This window comes from Paenibacillus qinlingensis (assembly GCF_031455095.1).
Lineage (GTDB): Bacteria > Bacillota > Bacilli > Paenibacillales > NBRC-103111 > Paenibacillus_E > Paenibacillus_E qinlingensis_A.
Genome location: NZ_JAVDSB010000001.1, coordinates 316,527 through 333,659, shown reverse-complemented (window position 1 = coordinate 333,659; position 17,133 = coordinate 316,527). Strand labels below are relative to the sequence as shown.

Annotated in this window: 13 protein-coding genes; 5 read left to right on the top strand and 8 right to left on the bottom strand. The window is 45.7% G+C overall.

The genetic code is table 11. The annotated features are described in order from the left end of the window. Positions 1-157: 157 nt before the first annotated feature. The 4 genes from J2736_RS01450 to J2736_RS01435 form a co-directional block, all read right to left on the bottom strand. A complete protein-coding gene (locus J2736_RS01450; protein WP_310222821.1) occupies positions 158-1,171 on the bottom strand; it encodes a LacI family DNA-binding transcriptional regulator in 1,014 nt (337 codons plus the stop codon). 244 nt (positions 1,172-1,415) lie between these two features. Then, positions 1,416-2,618 carry an MFS transporter gene (locus J2736_RS01445; RefSeq protein WP_310222819.1) on the bottom strand — a complete coding sequence of 401 codons (1,203 nt, stop codon included), beginning with the start codon at positions 2,616-2,618 and terminating at the stop codon, positions 1,416-1,418. Between the two features lie 63 nt (positions 2,619-2,681). Then, the gene (locus J2736_RS01440; protein ID WP_310222818.1) at positions 2,682-3,281 is read right to left on the bottom strand and encodes a TetR/AcrR family transcriptional regulator; all 600 of its coding nucleotides are present in this window, start codon (positions 3,279-3,281) and stop codon (positions 2,682-2,684) included. A gap of 207 nt (positions 3,282-3,488) precedes the next feature. After that, on the bottom strand, positions 3,489-5,429 hold the full coding sequence (locus J2736_RS01435; protein WP_310222816.1) for a beta-mannanase: 1,941 nt from the start codon (positions 5,427-5,429) through the stop codon (positions 3,489-3,491). Positions 5,430-5,581: 152 nt separating this feature from the next. On the opposite strand from J2736_RS01435, the gene J2736_RS01430 reads away from it, so the two are divergent. Further along, complete coding sequence (locus J2736_RS01430; RefSeq protein ID WP_310222814.1) at positions 5,582-6,487, top strand: AraC family transcriptional regulator; 906 nt, start codon at positions 5,582-5,584, stop codon at positions 6,485-6,487. Positions 6,488-6,687: 200 nt separating this feature from the next. Here J2736_RS01430 and J2736_RS01425 read toward each other — a convergent pair whose 3' ends face one another. Then, positions 6,688-7,050: a cupin domain-containing protein gene (locus J2736_RS01425; protein ID WP_310222812.1), complete on the bottom strand. Its 363-nt coding sequence runs from the start codon at positions 7,048-7,050 to the stop codon at positions 6,688-6,690. Positions 7,051-7,212: 162 nt separating this feature from the next. On the opposite strand from J2736_RS01425, the gene J2736_RS01420 reads away from it, so the two are divergent. After that, positions 7,213-7,758 carry a helix-turn-helix domain-containing protein gene (locus tag J2736_RS01420; RefSeq protein ID WP_310222810.1) on the top strand — a complete coding sequence of 182 codons (546 nt, stop codon included), beginning with the start codon at positions 7,213-7,215 and terminating at the stop codon, positions 7,756-7,758. An 89-nt stretch (positions 7,759-7,847) separates the two neighbouring features. Here J2736_RS01420 and J2736_RS01415 read toward each other — a convergent pair whose 3' ends face one another. Both J2736_RS01415 and J2736_RS01410 read right to left on the bottom strand, forming a co-directional pair. Beyond that, a complete protein-coding gene (locus J2736_RS01415) occupies positions 7,848-8,786 on the bottom strand; it encodes a 6-bladed beta-propeller (RefSeq protein ID WP_310222807.1) in 939 nt (312 codons plus the stop codon). 266 nt (positions 8,787-9,052) lie between these two features. Further along, complete coding sequence (locus tag J2736_RS01410) at positions 9,053-9,949, bottom strand: AraC family transcriptional regulator (RefSeq protein WP_310222804.1); 897 nt, start codon at positions 9,947-9,949, stop codon at positions 9,053-9,055. 151 nt (positions 9,950-10,100) lie between these two features. Here J2736_RS01410 and J2736_RS01405 point away from each other — a divergent pair, with 151 nt between their 5' ends. Further along, entirely contained in the window at positions 10,101-12,794 is a 2,694-nt protein-coding gene (locus J2736_RS01405) for an MGH1-like glycoside hydrolase domain-containing protein (RefSeq protein ID WP_310222802.1), read from the top strand. A gap of 59 nt (positions 12,795-12,853) precedes the next feature. On the opposite strand, the gene J2736_RS01400 is transcribed toward J2736_RS01405, so the two are convergent. Then, positions 12,854-13,708 carry a helix-turn-helix transcriptional regulator gene (locus J2736_RS01400; RefSeq protein WP_310222800.1) on the bottom strand — a complete coding sequence of 285 codons (855 nt, stop codon included), beginning with the start codon at positions 13,706-13,708 and terminating at the stop codon, positions 12,854-12,856. Between the two features lie 122 nt (positions 13,709-13,830). Here J2736_RS01400 and J2736_RS01395 point away from each other — a divergent pair, with 122 nt between their 5' ends. Both J2736_RS01395 and J2736_RS01390 read left to right on the top strand, forming a co-directional pair. Further along, on the top strand, positions 13,831-15,204 hold the full coding sequence (locus tag J2736_RS01395; RefSeq protein WP_310222798.1) for a DUF455 family protein: 1,374 nt from the start codon (positions 13,831-13,833) through the stop codon (positions 15,202-15,204). Positions 15,205-15,224: 20 nt separating this feature from the next. After that, positions 15,225-17,084: a heparinase II/III family protein gene (locus tag J2736_RS01390; RefSeq protein ID WP_310222796.1), complete on the top strand. Its 1,860-nt coding sequence runs from the start codon at positions 15,225-15,227 to the stop codon at positions 17,082-17,084. The last annotated feature ends 49 nt before the right edge of the window (positions 17,085-17,133 follow it).

Genomic DNA, 17,133 nt, shown 5'->3' with positions numbered 1-17,133 from the left:
ACTCTCCATTTCCTATGATTTAGTTTAAATTTTAGTTTATTATAGTAAATTAGTCAATGACTATTTTACTTTATAACCTGTAATTCATTCCTAAAGGCACAATAAAAAAAGTCTGTCTCAGGATCGACCTGAAACAGACTTTTGTCATGTGTGATAACTAAAGGGTTTGTCTTTCTACAAACCGTGTTGGCAAAATATAGCGTACCGGGAAGCCGCGGTCTTCTTTTAACCGGGAGATCGCGGCTTGCACAGCCATAACCCCAATCTCAAAGGTCGGGACACCGATCGTCGTAAGTCCAGGCGTCAAATACGCCGCCATTTCATTGTTGTCAAAGCCAAGGATTTTCACTTTTTCGGGTACTTGAATACCATGATCTCTAAAAGCATTCATCGCTCCAATTGCGATGATATCACTCGCTGCAAAGAAAGCCTCTGGCAATTGATTATTTCCTTCCAAATAAGCCGACATCGCGGTTTTTGCGGCACCAGCATCCCATTCATCATGTGCAACGATGAAGGCTGGATCCACCTTTTTATCCAGAATTTTATTCGCATCCACGAAAGCTTCATACCTAGAGCTATACGTAGGACCAATGTACCCCACCCGCTCAAACTGGTTAACGAATTTGGTTTTGAGCCACTTGAGTGTCTCCGGGTAAAAGTCGACGCCTACATAATCTACATGTTCAGGAAAATAGCTCGGTTCAATACCTGCAACGGTCACCTGAATATGTTTATTTTTGAGCATATTGAGGTATTCTTCTTCCGTTCCTGCCACCCAAACAACCGCATGCACACCTGACTCTAACAGTCGATCACATAACTCCTCTGGCTTGTACAAATCCAAATTCAAACAATTGAAGGAAATCGATGATCCACTTTTCACCGTTTCGGACTCAATCCCTTTAATAATGTGATATCCGTAGGAACCTTGCGCCGCATAGGACGACTGTCCAAGCACGTAGGCCAACTTATAGCCACCCTGCGTATCGCCATCTTTACTGGGCTTCGGTTTTTTATTTTTTACTTTATAATTCATACTTTCAACTAAAGACCAAATTAATTTCTGCGATTCCTCACTGCAAATACTTGTATCGTTAAAATTCACGACACGGGAAACCGTTGTGACCGATAAATTCGTCTTTTCAGCAATATCTTTCAGCGTTACCATAGCAGCCTCCTCTATTCGACATCCGTGCATGGACTCATCCGACCTGTATATCGAATTCCTTTATTCATTAATTTAAACGTTTAAATATGAAATAAAGCGATTACATCATGAAATAACATGCATGCCTATACAGTCAGTATACTAGATCACAAACAAAAAAGCAGTAAGAAACCCGAATTCTTAACTGCTTTTTTACTTTATTATGCTGCTTTGGTTTTATTATTTACTATAAATAGCTGTTTTATCATGAATGGTTAACTCGCAAACTGCGCTTTTTACTTCTAATCGATAAGCCGCTACAAATCAACAGGACTAAGCAAGCCAGCGTATACGGATAATTGACATCCAAGTCTAATAGAAATCCAGCTGCAATAGGCCCAGCTATATTACCAAGACTCGTAAAAGCGGAATTCAAACCGGCAACATAGCCTTGTTGATCCTCAGCCACCATAGATAATTGGGTACTAATGGCCGGCCGTAAGATATCGATCGCCAAAAATACAATAAAGGTAACAGCAAAAATCATCCAAAATTGGTGAACAAAAAGCGTCAGAAGTATAAACAAACCTGCAAAGAAAAGGCAAAGTGTAATGACGCGCTGCTCCCCAAACCTTTTCAATAACCAGCTGAATGCCGTAACTTGAACGACAGCGCCAGCTATAGACCCGAACGTAATAATAAAAGCGATATCCTTAGGCTGAAAACCAAATTTTTGATCCACAAACAGTCCATAGATCGTTTCATAATTAGCAAGTCCGAAGGACATAACAAAAACGATAATTAAGCTAAAGAAATAGGGCTCTCTGTAGGCATATCTCAATTGAGAGAACAGACCTCTTCGTTCAACTATACTAGAGGGTGTATCGGATATGTTCTCTTGCGTCCGACGCGACTCCCGAAGGATAAACAGTGTGATACATGCCGCGAAAAGCCCCGCGGCTCCTGCAGCGTAAAAGGGGACACGAATCCCAAATTCAGCAATATAGCCGCCTATACCAGGTCCAATAATAAAGCCCGTTGTAATGGAGGCTGTGATATATCCCATCCCTGCCGCACGTTCTTTCGGTGTCGTAATATCAGCTGCGTAAGCCATTACGGCCGGCATTATCATGGCTGCACTGATGCCGCCTAGCATTCTCGATACAAAAAGCAATTGAGACGAACTGGCTAATCCAAACAATCCCTCAGAGACAGCAAATACAAGCATGCCGATGACAATCATTTTTTTCCTGCCGAAGGAATCGGCTAGTCGGCCGGCCAGCGGTGAACAAAGCAGCTGCGTCAATGAGAAGGAGGCAATCAATAAGCCAATAATTCCTCCTGTAATACCTAGACTATCCATGAATTTAGGCATAATAGGGATAACAAGTCCAATTCCGGAAAAAACTAAAAAAAGATTAAGCATGAGCACCAATAATGCTCCCTGATGTCTTGTTAATAATGTCATTTGTAAATCCTCCTATACGCTAATAATACTGAACATATATTCAGTATTATGGCAAAAAAAAGGCTAGTGGATCCGCCTGGAAATCCCCAACAGAAACACATCCATAGCCAACCGATATGCCGCTAGCGCTTCCTCTCGTTCCATCCTTCGGCTATGTTGACTGAGCCCAAGCAACAGACTGTCCAAGATAATCGCGAGACCGGACACATTCGCACTTTCAAATTCATTGTTATCGATCCCCTTCTGAAGCAACTGCCGATTAAAGTCAATGTACCCTTTAACCATTAGATTTATTCGCTCCTCTACTTCTGGGGCTTTCTCCGCATTATTGAAAAACTCATCAGCAGCCCTCGTCAACGGATGATTGAGTTGATCAAGTGCCAAGTATTCAACCATGCCATATAATTTATCGGTTGTCGTCGTGTACAGCTTTTCCTTGACCAACCAGTTACGATCCCATTCCCTGTTCCAATCCTCAAGTAAAAATAAAAATAGCCCTTCCTTGTTCTTAAAATGATAATAAATGTTACCTGCACTGCACCCGACTGCTTTTACAATGTCTTCAATCGCGGTTGCTTTGTACCCTTTTTGAGCAAATAAACCTCTGGCCGCATCAGCGATTTTCTTCTTCGTTTGCTCGGTTTGCTGTTGCTTTTTATTCACACATGCTTCACCACTTTCTAGCTATCCGATCCTGTAAAATGAGAATCAAATTAATACTGAACATTTATTCAGTATTATAGGTGATTTTTCAAATCTTTGCAAACTTCACTAGTGTTCGACTACTTATTTGACACTTATTCCATCAATTCTGCTATTTTCAGGATATCATCCATCGTAAAAAGGGACGCCATAAGCGCCCCTTTTCATTTACTTTTCTTTTTTAAGCAAAATAATCATTCCGTCATTCGCCGGCAGACTACACTGTGCAATATACCCAGTTATGGAAGGATTTTGCCCATACCAGCACTCGGCCACTTTCCACCCGTCAGCCAAGCTAACCGACTCCTCGCTTACAACAGGCGAGTAGTTGATGATCACCGCAACCCTTGTCCGCTCGTCAATCGGATGCTCGGTTATTCCCCAATTCGGCGTCTCTGCGCGCATAACGCGGCTTCCGCTTCTAATTTCGGCTGAGACCTTCTCATACAACTTCCAAAATGGATTCTCCTCTGGGCGGAAGCTCGTCCCTTTGCCTTGTACCATCGCCAGCTCAACTGGCACGGATAGGAAATAGACGGTCCCCTTTCCATAAAAAGCCTTCGTCAAGACGGGATTGCCATCCGACTCCTCAGCCAGCACTTCTGCCCGATCATTTCGGAAAGTGAGGCAGAATGAGGCCGGAATGGACATCTGCACGTTGCCGCTTTCTGCTGCCAATGTCAGCTCCACAGGCTCAGCACGACGCTGGCGGTTCACCACAGTCAATCCTGTCAGTTCGGCAAAATTAAGTGTGTACCCGTCATCCGTTGACATGTACAAAGTTGCACCATCGGCTACTCTGCGCAACAACTCTTCCCAACGTTGCTTTGGGATACCTAGCACGCCGCTCAAACTAGCCAACAGGTAGATATCGGCTTGCTTTAATGGTTGATCCTCGAACTGGTACGCGAGATCAAACCCCGCCTGCTTCGCCAGCATAAAGGAACCTAACGCCGCAGCCCAGTGATCCTGGGATGTATTCACAATGCAGACAGCCTCTGTTATCCGTGGAGGCAGTTTCGGCGTCGGCAGCGATTCAATAGCTTTCTTCAGCTTGCCCATCTCCTGCAAGGCTGGTTTTACGCGCCCCTCTTCGGTCAACAAGCCAAGCTCGCCTTCGCAGGCAACCCAGTCGTAGGGCGCATGCTGTAGCTTCGTCTGGTCGTTGGCACACCACCACAGCAAGCCATCCAATCCATGTGCCCATTGCGACAGCATACTGGTCCGTGCAAAAGCAGCCGCCGTTTCCTCACTGCATACCATAGGGCCCATCGTCCCCATTTCTTCTGCAAAGCTCGGTTTGCCCCCGATCTGTCCATAAAACAAACTTTCCGCAGTCGCATGGATGGTGGGTCTAATCGTATCCAATGGATCAAAGTCCATGTATGGCGTCCAGAACGGATACGGATGTGTGGTCAAAATATCCGTTAGCTCTCCCTGATCTTGCATCGTCCATTTCCCCGCGGGAAGCAGACTATGCATGCCCGAAACGAGCGGCCGGGAGCTATCAGCGGCTTTTATCGCGTTTGCGATCGAAGAAGTCCACAGCCAGGCTTCTTCCTGGCTCGCAACTTCGCCCATCTCATTGCATTCATTGCCCAAATCCCATGCGACAATCGTAGACTCATGCTTCATCTCCGATATAAAATACCGCACAAATCGCACCTGCCAACGAATCGCATCAGGGTCGGTCAGGATGGGTTTACCTTGCAGTGCGGGAGGCACAAACAACCTTCCGCTCATCCAGCCCGCAAGCAGCCCAACGATCAATTTCAAACCGTGGCGCTCGGCAATAGCTGTAAAGACTCTGAATCTGTCCATCATGATTTCGGAAACCCCGGCTTGTCCTGCAGCCGTATCCGGCAATCGGTCTTCACCAAATCGATGCCCATGCCGTTTTCCGCGACCCGTATACAGGGTATTTATGGGCTGAAAATCGGGCCAAAGCGGAAATACACGCAGGATTTCAACACCTGCAGCCGCTAGATTTTGCAAATCTCTATCTACTTGCTCCGGACGCCAGTCCGACCACATCGCCGTCCCTGCATGCGAAGCCCAGTAATTAACTCCAAGAAAGAATGAACTTTCTACTTGAAACATAGCATTCATCGTCTAATTATCCCCTTCCACACATTCACACATGACATTCTTTATCTGTTTCTAGCCTACTAAAGATAAGAGAAGTAAACTATAATGAAGATATCAAAAAATATAACAATTCTACTATCGCTGTGTTTGCTAAAAGGAGCCTAGGTACATACATGACGAACATCACGCCTTACTGGGAAGCGAACAAAGATCAGTCGCACAGTGGTAATGTCGAACGTCCATTCTATATAGGATCGCTTAAAACCACAACAGAAGGGTACTCCATTGGACACCATTGGCACTATCATATGGAACTCGTATATTGGGCCGAAGGAAGAGGCACCGTGACGACAGGCAGTTCCACATTCAACGTCCAAGCTGGCGACTTGGTACTCATTCCCCCTTGCGAAGTTCATGCTGTGCAGATTGAACCTCATCTTTCAACGCTCCATTACGTCATTGGGTTTGACCCTGAACTTATATCGCCAATGCCCCAGCTAGCTTTCGACTTAAAATATCGACTGCCTTATGCCATGAATCGAGAGCTTAATTGGAACTTACTCAAGCTTTCGAATGAACAGAATCATCGATTAGAAGCCATGATTACCACAATGCATAACGAATTTAGATCCAGAGAGATCGGCTTTGAGCTCACTGTTACATCAGGGATTCACCAACTTATGCTGTTTTTGCTCCGTCACAGCTCCCTGCTTACCCACTCTACTCCGAACGCTGCGACTCATGGCGCTGAGCGCTTACAAACTTTCGTCCACGTGCTAGCCTACATCGATGAGCATTCCCACGAGGAGTTGAATGCGGTCGACGTTGCGCGAGTGGCGATGATGAGCTACAGCCGGTTTGCCACTGTTTTTAAACAATTCATGCACATGCCGCTGGTCAAATACATCACGTTTCTGAGAATAAGAAAAGCCGAGCAATTGCTGCTCGACCCCTCTAAACCAATTACGCAAATTGCCACAGAAACCGGGTTTAATCATACCAGTTATTTTATCAAGCATTTCCGATCCCTAAAGGGAATTTCCCCTATGCAGTATCGGAAGAGGCAGCTCGGTCTATAGCTCTATGGGGCCACATCACTATACGTCGTTCCCCATTTGTAATTATCGTAATAGACCTTCAGCGTATTGTTCTGGGCACCGCGTTAACCGATGCGCCTTCAAGGTCGATTGTCGCAATGACACTTGCTGAAGCCGAAGCAGCGAAGAATGTCAAAGAACCTACAACGCTGATCAATCCCAAAGTCCATTTTCTGTTTTTCTCATAAATAATGGCCTCTTGTTTGTCGATCAGGTGCGGAATACATAATCATCATGCGACAAGGTTCCCAGCTGGTTGCTTTGGCATTATGCCAAACACCTCTCGGAATGCGCAGCATCATCCCTGGCTTCAAGTGAAAACTTTCATCGCCCAATGTGTGATCACATTCACCAGAAAGTACGAAAATAAATTCCTCACAGTTCGGATGATAATGCTTGTTATTCTCAGCTCCCGCATGGATATAGACCATCCCGAACGTCATTTCACATTCAGGATCAATTTCCTGACCACATAACCATTGAATTTTGCCCCAATCGAGATCAAGCACATGTTTTTCGTCCGTCAAACTTGTAATCGTTGCCATGTTACAGTCATCACCTCATCGATCATTTATTAAATTCAATTTCATTTTATTCAACTTAGTTGAATAAATCAATCCTATTTTTACATATATCCAAAAGCTTGACTGATTCTACTTCGTTTCGTTATGATAAACTCAATTTCATATTATAGGAGCAACCACAAGATGGATCTTGGAGCCCGAATTAAAAAGTTAAGACTTGAACAGAATCGCAGTTTGCTGGACGTTGCCACCATTAGCGGCTTCTCCAAAAGCTTGCTTTCCAAAATTGAGAACGGCAAAACAGTTCCCCCCATTGCCACATTAGTCAAAATTGCCGATGCGTTAGGGACGAAAGTGTCTACTTTGCTTGATGATGAGCAGCAGACAGGCAGCATCTATACCTCCTCATCTGTGAGCAAATCGAAATTGGTTAAAACGGATAAAGGTTATTCCTTTTTCGCCTTTGCTGTAGAACGCGGCGATAAAATGATGCAGCCCTTTTTGTTTACGGCCAAAAAAATAGATTATGAGCGCGGATCCTTATACAGCCACGTCGGAGAAGAATTCGTCTATGTGCTGGAAGGGGAAATGCAGTACAAGGTTGGAAACACAGATTACCTCCTGAAGGCAGGTGACAGCTTATACTTCGATTCTATTGAGAAGCATACGCTTATCCCAATTAGCGACGAAGTTGTTTATTTGGCGATATTCAGTCAATCCAAACCCTAAATTACACAAAAATAGGGGTACGCTTCGCGTCATAAAAAAAACCGCGCAACAGCGCGGTTTCCATACATGCAACTAAGACATTCTCTTGTTTATACGCGTACCAATTTCGTAATCCGACCATCGCTGACCCACTCCGCTATGTACACATTGCTTTGAGAATCGACACAAACGCCATGCGGTGAACTCAATTTATTGTCACGATAATAGGATTTGTTAATGTTAGGCCAACCCTCTTGCCCCTTCGCTTGTCGATCTTCGCCGAGGTGTGCAACGAGTCTGTCATGGCCATCAAATATGCTAACACGTGAGTATAGATCAGGAATGTACATTTCCTCACCATGAAAGAAAAAGGAGCAAGGCATATCCAAATCGTCATCCAAACTGCGTATAAATGAACCATCTAGGGTGAAAACCTGAATACGATGGTTGCCCCGATCAGCCACATAGATTTCAGGTTCACTTCTGCGCAGATCGATCGAGATGCCATGCGGACATTTGAACTCACCGAGTTCAGAACCTTTGCCTCCCCATGAACGCAAATATTCGCCATCAGCTGTAAATTGATGTACCCAACTTTGTCCATAACCATCGGAGACATAGATATCACCGTTAGGTGCAACTGCCACGTCAGTTGGCACATATTTTCTTTCGTCGTCATAAATATCAGGTCGATCTGGAGCGCCAATCGTAAGTAACTTCTCCCCTGCCAGTGTCGTCTTCACAACAACACCCTGCTTCGTATCCGTCAAATAAAGAAATTCGCCATCTGACTCCTGATGTAAATAGAAACCATGAGCTCCGCCTGCGAATTCCTCACCCCATGCCGTAACAAAGCCGCCATCTGACTCAAAAACTAAAACACTGGGCTTGCCAGTATGGAATATGTAGACACGGTCGTTTTTGTCCGTCACAATACCGTGGGTATAGCCAAGCTCAACGTTAGGTGGAACTTGAAGCCAATCCGATTGCACCTCATATAAATGAGAAGTATTACCCGCATACAAACGCTTCGTCTTTTGTGCTTCCATTTTACCACACTGCCCTTCTATTTATGATTAATGTGTTCACATCGTTCGTGCCGATTCCTTCGGAACCGCCATTTGTACGCTTCACTTCGCGAGGCTGCTTCTTCCACAGTTCCACCATTTATATTAACAAATAATGGACATGAATACTTGCACTATTTTAAGTACAATTGTGTTAAAAACTGCGCTTGCTCGGTAGACTCTCTCCTGGCCATACGTTTGACCCTCTCCACGGAAATCAGTTCAATTTGACCTGCCCTTATGACTCGCTATCCCCCTACAAAAAAATTACGCCTCGACATATATTTCTTCGGAGAACAGCCATAGTGCCTTCTAAATAATTGATAAAATTGAGCCGGACTAACAAAGCCGACCTTAGCGCTGATTTCGGTAATGGATGATGACTCCGTTAGCAGAAGCTGCTCCGCTCGTTTCATTCTACGAAGTTGAACATACTCCGTGAACGTGATGCCCATCGCCTTCTTAAACATTTTGGCAAAATAACTACTGTTGTAATTCAGTTTGGAGCTAACATCCTCAAGCTGGCATTTATCCTCCAGCAATTGCTCAATATAGTCGAGCGCTGGACTAAGTTTCAAGGCAAATTGCGGATCCATAGGGACGATAACGTGCTCATCGTCATATTTGACTAGAACATAGAGAAGCCGTTTCAAAGTAGCATTAACAGATAGCTCGTATCCTCGTTGCTTCGTTGTCATATCTTCCAACAAATCGTTTAATAACTGGCTGATGTCAGTCCTGCATTGCGGGTATTTGCTGAAGAGACTGTTTAGTCGCGTCAGGTTGGCAGATCGTCCCGTCCAAGCGGCAAAATAGGGCATCAAAGTCTGATCCATGAACGCCGCCATGTCGACATGACAAACGAGGTAGGTTAATTCCTGTTCCATATGTTTGTGGGAACGATGGATTTCATTGGAGCCAAACAAGACAACATCTCCTGCTTCAAGCTTGTACGCTCGTTGTGTCGTTTCCATCGTCATCGATCCCTGAAGAATAAGAATCCATTCCACTTCCTCATGGTAATGCCATGGTCCATATAAGTCTGAACGAATGGCTGGATGGTGAATCTCCCATATTTTCAAGCGCAAATTCGGATTTGAATAATCCACTCTCTCTTTATCGTAAGCTTCCAAATCGACGTTCAATCTGCATCAACCTCGCTCTGATCTCAATTCCTTCCAGTGTAACACGAATATCCGATATCAAGATAAAAATGACGTATTATAAGACGTATTTTACTAAGCATTGAACTAAAATGAAGATAAAATACGATCTCATTAGAAGGAGTAATCATCGATGAAGGAACTACAGAACACCCATGATTTGCGGCTGCCTGATTGGGGCCCTTACACGAAGCAATATATCGGCATCTCCCACATTAGTGACCAAGCGCGCGGTTTGCGTTTTGATCTTAGCCTAATGCCTGGCTTCTACCGACGGAAAATGGATATTCCCAGTGTCCTGTGGGAGTCTGGTTATCACCCCTGGGAAGCGACGCCTGATTATAGCTACTACGCCCATCGACACGAGTTGGAGTGGAAAGATCAAGTTTATACCGATATTTCTTTCAGCAAAGTGGATGACGACAGCCGCCTAGTCCGCGCTTCACTTGTCAATCGAACAGAACATCCACAGAATCTCGTGTTGCACTGGATGGCTTCGTTACATCCCCCCCGTCTTCCGGGACATGGCCAGACGCATATTTTTGCCGAGGCTCAACTACCCGAGGGGGCGGTTTGGATGGATGCCCTTGAATATAAAGAACTGACTTTCGCACGACCACGCCCTGCAGACGGACTCGGATATGACGGATTTCTGCGCGGTGAATTTCGCGGACAACATTGGACTGGCGGCTCTGCCATTGGCCAAGGATTCGGAGCAGACAAGGGTGACATACTTGTCTACGAATGGACTTCTTCTCGCGACTTGCATAATGGTCTATTCTTAGCGAGATACAAAGCGGATCACGATGGCGAACTACGCATTACCATCCAGAATTGTGCCTATTACTTACCATTGGAGAAAACAAATGAGGCAATCACCGCTCAAATCGACATAGGGCAATTGCCAGCAGGTGACTATCTCATTGAAATATGTTCCACAGGGACAGGTGCTATAGATTTCGATGGATTCACCCTCATTGAAGAACAAGAACGAAATGCTGTTGCATTTCCCGATATTCCGTGGCAAACAGAGCCTGAACGGCTGGAAGGTCCTGTTCCAGGGAGCTTGATTTTACGCTATCCGGATAGCCCATATCACTACGGGTTGATGTGGGATTACGACGATGTAGAAATTCGCACCTATAAAAATGATGAGTTGGACCGCTTTGCTCGTCATACCGTTCATAATCACGTAGACGAGGTTCTGCTTGGCAATGATAAGGGACATTATACTAATATATTTATGAGACCGATTCATGTATTGCCTCAATCATCTAAGGTCCTACATGGCATGGTCTGCTCTGGCTCCTATGAAGACGTTACTCAGAAGCTGCTGAGCTTTCGGCTTGCCTCTACACATTGTGAATCTATTTATCAAGCAGCAAGGTTAGGTCTTGAACGGCCTGCCTCCTATGAGACCGGTGATCCCTATGCCTTTGGTCAACAGTTAATGCGAGCCACCTTGTTAACCAATACCGTATTCCCCGTGTATACCAAACGAAGCTATATTCGCCATAGTACACCCGGCCGCTGGTGGGATTCGTTGTATACATGGGACTCCGGCTTTATTGGACTCGGCTTCTCAGAGTTGGACGTTCAGCGCGCAGTCGACTGTCTAAATGCGTATATGACGGAGCCTGGCGATACGCAGGCAGCGTTCATCCACCATGGAAGTCCTGTGCCCGTGCAACATTATCTGTTTCTCGAACTATGGAATCGTACACGTTCTCCAGCGCTTTTGGATCATTTTTATACGCGCCTGCGGCAATATTATCGATTCCTCTCTGGTAAAATTCAAGGCTCCACAACGAGCTCTATGCGTTCAGACTTGCTAAAAACATGGGATTACTTCTACAATTCCGGTGGTTGGGACGATTATCCACCGCAGAAACACGTACATTTCGAAGGGCTGAAAGCAACGGTTTCCCCCATCATAACTACGAGTCAAGCTATCCGTACGGCCAAAATTTTAAAAATGGCTGCCACAATGCGAAGCGAATGGCAGCCAGATATGGCGGAATATGATGCCGACATCCATAGATGGAGCGAAGCCCTTGAGCGTTACGCATGGGATGAAGAAGCCGGCTATTATGGCTATGTCGTGCATGACGAACAAGGCGTGCCTCTGCACATTCTACGACACGAATCCGGAGCCAATTACAACATGGGCATGGATGGATTATACCCACTGGTTGCTGGCGTATGTTCAAGAGAACGGGCCGAAAGATTAATAGCCGCTCTTTTTGACGAGAAACGATGCTGGACATCCATAGGTCTGTCTACAGTGGACCAGAGTGCGCCTTACTATCGCGCGGACGGCTATTGGAATGGCGCTGTATGGATGCCGCATCAATGGTTTTTCTGGAAAACGATGCTTGATCTGGGGCATGCCGATCTTGCCAATCTGATCGCCACTACGGCACTTGATCTTTGGCAACGGGAAACTGAACTTACCTATAACTGCTTTGAACATTTCATCGTTCAAACAGGTCGCGGAGCCGGATGGCACCATTTTGGCGGCTTGTCTGCACCGGTATTGAATTGGTTTGCTGCGTATTATGAAATAGGCAAAGTATCAACCGGGTTTAACGTATGGATGATTTCGCAGCAAGTCAATGAGGATTGCACAGAGTTCCAAGCGAAATTCCATTACGGTGCGAGCTCACAGCAACCATTCAACATGCTGGTTAATATGTCCCTAGACCAGCATTACGCAGTCGAAGGCATTGGCTGTGCGGTTCAAGCTGTCGTTCGTGAAAGCGGAGGACTAGAGCTGCGAATTGAAAATTGTCAGCCACAGGCATCGATCTGGATAAAAGCTATTTAGCTTTACGCTGTCCAGGTTCTTATCCCCTTCATTATCTTACGATGATGATTACCCCCAACCTATCTGTCCTGTGTTCGATATTGGTAAGGTGTAATACCCATGTGCTTTTTAAACGTGTAGATAAAATGGGAAGCCGTTGCGAACCCTACCTGCGAAGCGATCATCTCTACGGATTGCTCCGTACTTTGTAGGAGAAGACAGGCTTCCCTTAACCGTTTGACCGTCACATACTCTGTCAACGTACTCCCCGTATCCTTTTTAAACAAATGTGATAAGTAATAGGGTGAAATGTGCAGCTCTGAAGCTAGATCATTCAGACGAAAACTCTCCCGATAGTTGGTATCAAACCAAGCCATCGCCTGCTCAACTATCGCAATTTTGCGAGAAGCTCTTTTCACATGAGCCGCTTCCTTCTCATCCATCACTTCGCGAAGTTTACGTAATATAGCAATAACGGTGAGCGCAACAACTTCTAACTGATTTCCATGATCTTGGTTGTCCAGTTCGTGTTGTAATAGGGCAAAGATCGGACCAGCCTCACTAATCTCGAAAAATTGTGTTGGTAATATCTCTTTCCAAACTCTTTGAAAAAAAGCGGATAGCTCTGGAAATACAGCTAAATATGGTAAGACAGTTAATGGCTCAATGACGATAAGACTACGAATATAAGGTTGATCGCTGCTCGCTTTCGCGTTGACTTTATGCAATTGATAAGGTTGAAAGCAGTATAAGGTTTGCGGATGCATAGGAATGAGCTTATTATCGATAATGATATGGCCATCTCCCTGCTCCACGTAAAGGAACTCCAATCCCTGATGTGCATGAAATATCGCATAGCCCTTCTCATCCGTCGTAAACTTTCGAACCGAAGACAAATAAGGATGCTTACCAAGTACATTGTCTATGAGCTTCATTCCGCACCATCCCCGAGAAAATAGCAATATAACGATATTTTAACATAGATACAGGAAACTTTTCTTGCTTCCCTTGGATTAAACTAAACGTATAGCTTTACATACAAGGGAGGGCAACGATTATGAATGAACATCGTGAAGTCAATGTGATGGATAACGAAGTCACACCTCGCATCAACGCCAACCAAGCCGGGAGATTCTACCGTCCCAAAGATACAGCCAATGCACTAGTAGCACTGTTTTGGCTAGAATTCGAGCTGTCTCGCGCAGTCTTCGGCTGGGTTCCAGCTGTTAAAGAGTTTGAAACCAAAGCGCAATTAGGTCGATTTGCTTATTTGCATAACCAACATGCCAAATACCTTTATGGGCGCGTTTCTGAATTACCGGGGCCGTCTCTGGACAAACAGGACACCCCAGCCGTCGTACGTGAGACGTTCGAGAGAATTTCACTCGCTCCTTCTGAGCATGCCTTCTTCGCTGGGTATCTCTATGTTCTTCAACATGTATATGCCGAGTATGAAAAATTACAATATCGCCTAGATCCGATTCTTGATGTACCTACTTTTGATATATTGCGGGTAATTATGCTAGACCGTCCAGATAGTATTAAATGGACGAATGAACAGATCTACTTTGCTGGAAGTGATCATCAGGAGCTTTTTCAACAAATAACGGAATGGCGTAATTATGTGCAAAGTGTATGGCAGACCTATGCAACGGCTCCGTTGAGCGAGCAAGTTGCTTCTCTGGATTGGCCAATCCCTCCTGCCTATGAAGCTGTTGGACCTGTACCCTCCGATTCTGCCTGGAATGTGGAACGATTCCCGATTCATGTGCCGGACAGCAAATATAAAACCACTTATGAAGATCCTGGCATGTCGCCGCTTCATGATAGTATTAAACAAATGCACTTCATCAACGCCACAGAGATGGGCGCGGCAGAGTCACTCTGTTACTTGTATTACGGGGTACAGCACATGCCCAAACAATTCTTTTTTGACCTCGCTAGACATCTGTGGGATGAGATTCGCCATTGTCACATGGGGATTCGTCGCTTGGAGCAAATGGGCTATACAACATCACAATTTAAATATTTCAAAGGTTCACCTGGGAAGGGGCTAACGGACCTAGCAGCGGAATGGTTCCCTGATATGTATGCGGGTCTGACAATGGTTGCCGAGCCCTGCTCCTTCATCAAGAAGCGTAAGAGTGCTGAACAATTCTGGAAATTTGGAGATGCCCTATCCGCCATTCAGTGTGAATTCGATATGGCAGATGAGCGTATGCATGTAGATTTTGGTAAGATATGGGGACCTGAGTTATATAAACAAATCAACGATTTAATCACAGCTGCAGAAATGTCCGAACGCTCACGTTTGCGCCGTATTGAACAGCTTGGTGCAGCTGCTACTCCTGAAGAAGCGAAGAAAATCGCGAAGAATTTCCCTGGTTTTTGCGGACTATCAACGGTTGAGTTGAATTACACATCTTACTAATCAGGGAGGCATGGAAGACAATGAGTCACAATTCCATTTACGAGCTCCTGCCCGACGGCAGCCCCGGCATCGGTCATTGGCTATTTCGGGAAGATCGAGAAGCCGTACGCAGACGAATTATGTCGGAGCCTGAATTCCAGCCGGTTCTTGAACGATTAGCTGCTGATGGAGCAGGATTTCTAAGGCAGCCTATCACTGAATTGCCCTGGACACTATTCCGTCGAGTTTGGGAGGATGGCTTCCGCAAAACATATGAGCCCGTCTTTTTCTCCAGGAGACAGCGACTAACGACATTTGGCTTGTTGAGCTGGCTATTTCCTGAACGCGCCGATTATCGAGACGGACTTTTGGATACGGTGTGGGCCATTTGCGGAGAATTTTCCTGGTGCGTGCCCGTCACTTTTGAGAGCCCGCCTGGACTCCGAACGGATGGATACTCCGTACATGAGCAAAATATACCGGACCCGGGGATCTGGATTGATTTGTTCGCTGCGGAGACTGCTTTTGCATTGGCTGAAGTCATGATGCTGACAGGGCATAGTTGGCCGGAGACTATACGAGATCGTGTGAATCGAGAAGTGTACCGCCGCATTTTTACACCTTTTCTCGTGAACGATTTCTTCTGGGAGCATGTTCGTAATAACTGGGCGGCGGTCTGTGCCGGTTCGATCGGTGCGGCAGCTATCTACTTAATTGAAGATAAGCAGGAATTAGCTCTCATATTAGACAAAGCGCTGCCTACGGTCCAATTATTCCTTGAAGGCTTTGGCGAAGACGGCGCCTGCTTGGAAGGCTATATGTATTGGGGGTATGGATTCGGTTTCTATACGTATTTCGCAGAGCTTCTCTCACGGAGAACCGACGGAGCGGTAGATTTACTCGCAGATCCTAAAGTGAAACAAGTAGCCTTATTTCAGCAGAACTGCTTCCTAGACGGTCGTAAGGTTGTTAATTTTTCTGATTCGCCAGAAGAATGGGATGTGTACATCGGGCTGACGCATGAAATGGCGCGGCGGTTTCCAGAGGTACAACTACCAGCATATACGTTTCAGGATAAAGAGATTTGTGATCATTGCGGCCGATGGGCGCCTGCGTTCCGCAATTTGATTTGGTACGAGCCGAGGTCACAGGGTGAAGAATGGAGGGAGGCGTCGATCTATCTAGCAGATGCACAGTGGATGGTGTCGCGGGTCGAGAAGTTAGATGGGAAGTTCTCCTTTGCCGCCAAAGGCGGAAATAACGATGAGCCCCATAATCATAACGATGTCGGGCACTTTATCGTCCTAGCTGGACAAGAGACGTTTCTGGCTGATATCGGAGCTGGGCAATATACGAAGCCTTATTTCGCACCCGCTACAAGGTACTCCTTCATTTGTAACAGTGCATTGGGGCACTCTGTCCCTATAATCGATGGCGTTAGCCAACAAGCTGGTGCAGCTTATAGAGCGACCGTACGACAGGCCGAGATTACAACCGAGTATGACCGATTCGTCGTAGAGCTGCAGGATGCCTATCATATCCCGGGGCTGCTGAAGCTGCAGCGAAGTTGGACTTGGCATAAAAACGACGTGCTGCCTAAGCTGGAGCTGGAGGAACACTATGTGTTCTCAGCACGAGCTGGTGCTGCGTTAACCGAGCGTTTCATTTGCCAGGTGAAGCCTGTGATTGCAGGAGCTGGTCGGGTCGAGCTTGTTGGCACTGCATTCAAACTAGTGTTGAGCTATGACGCAGCGTTGATGGAGCCGGTTGTAGAGCCTCTGCCATCCTTGAACCATTTTGGCTATGAAAAAGTGTACTATGCGTTGGATATGAGGGTACGTGTAACGGATGATTTAGAGCGAAGGTTGCAATTCGTGTTTCATTTTGAAGGGCTGGCTTAACAACAATGAGGCTGTCCCAAAAGACCTAAAATGACGCAACTACTTTACT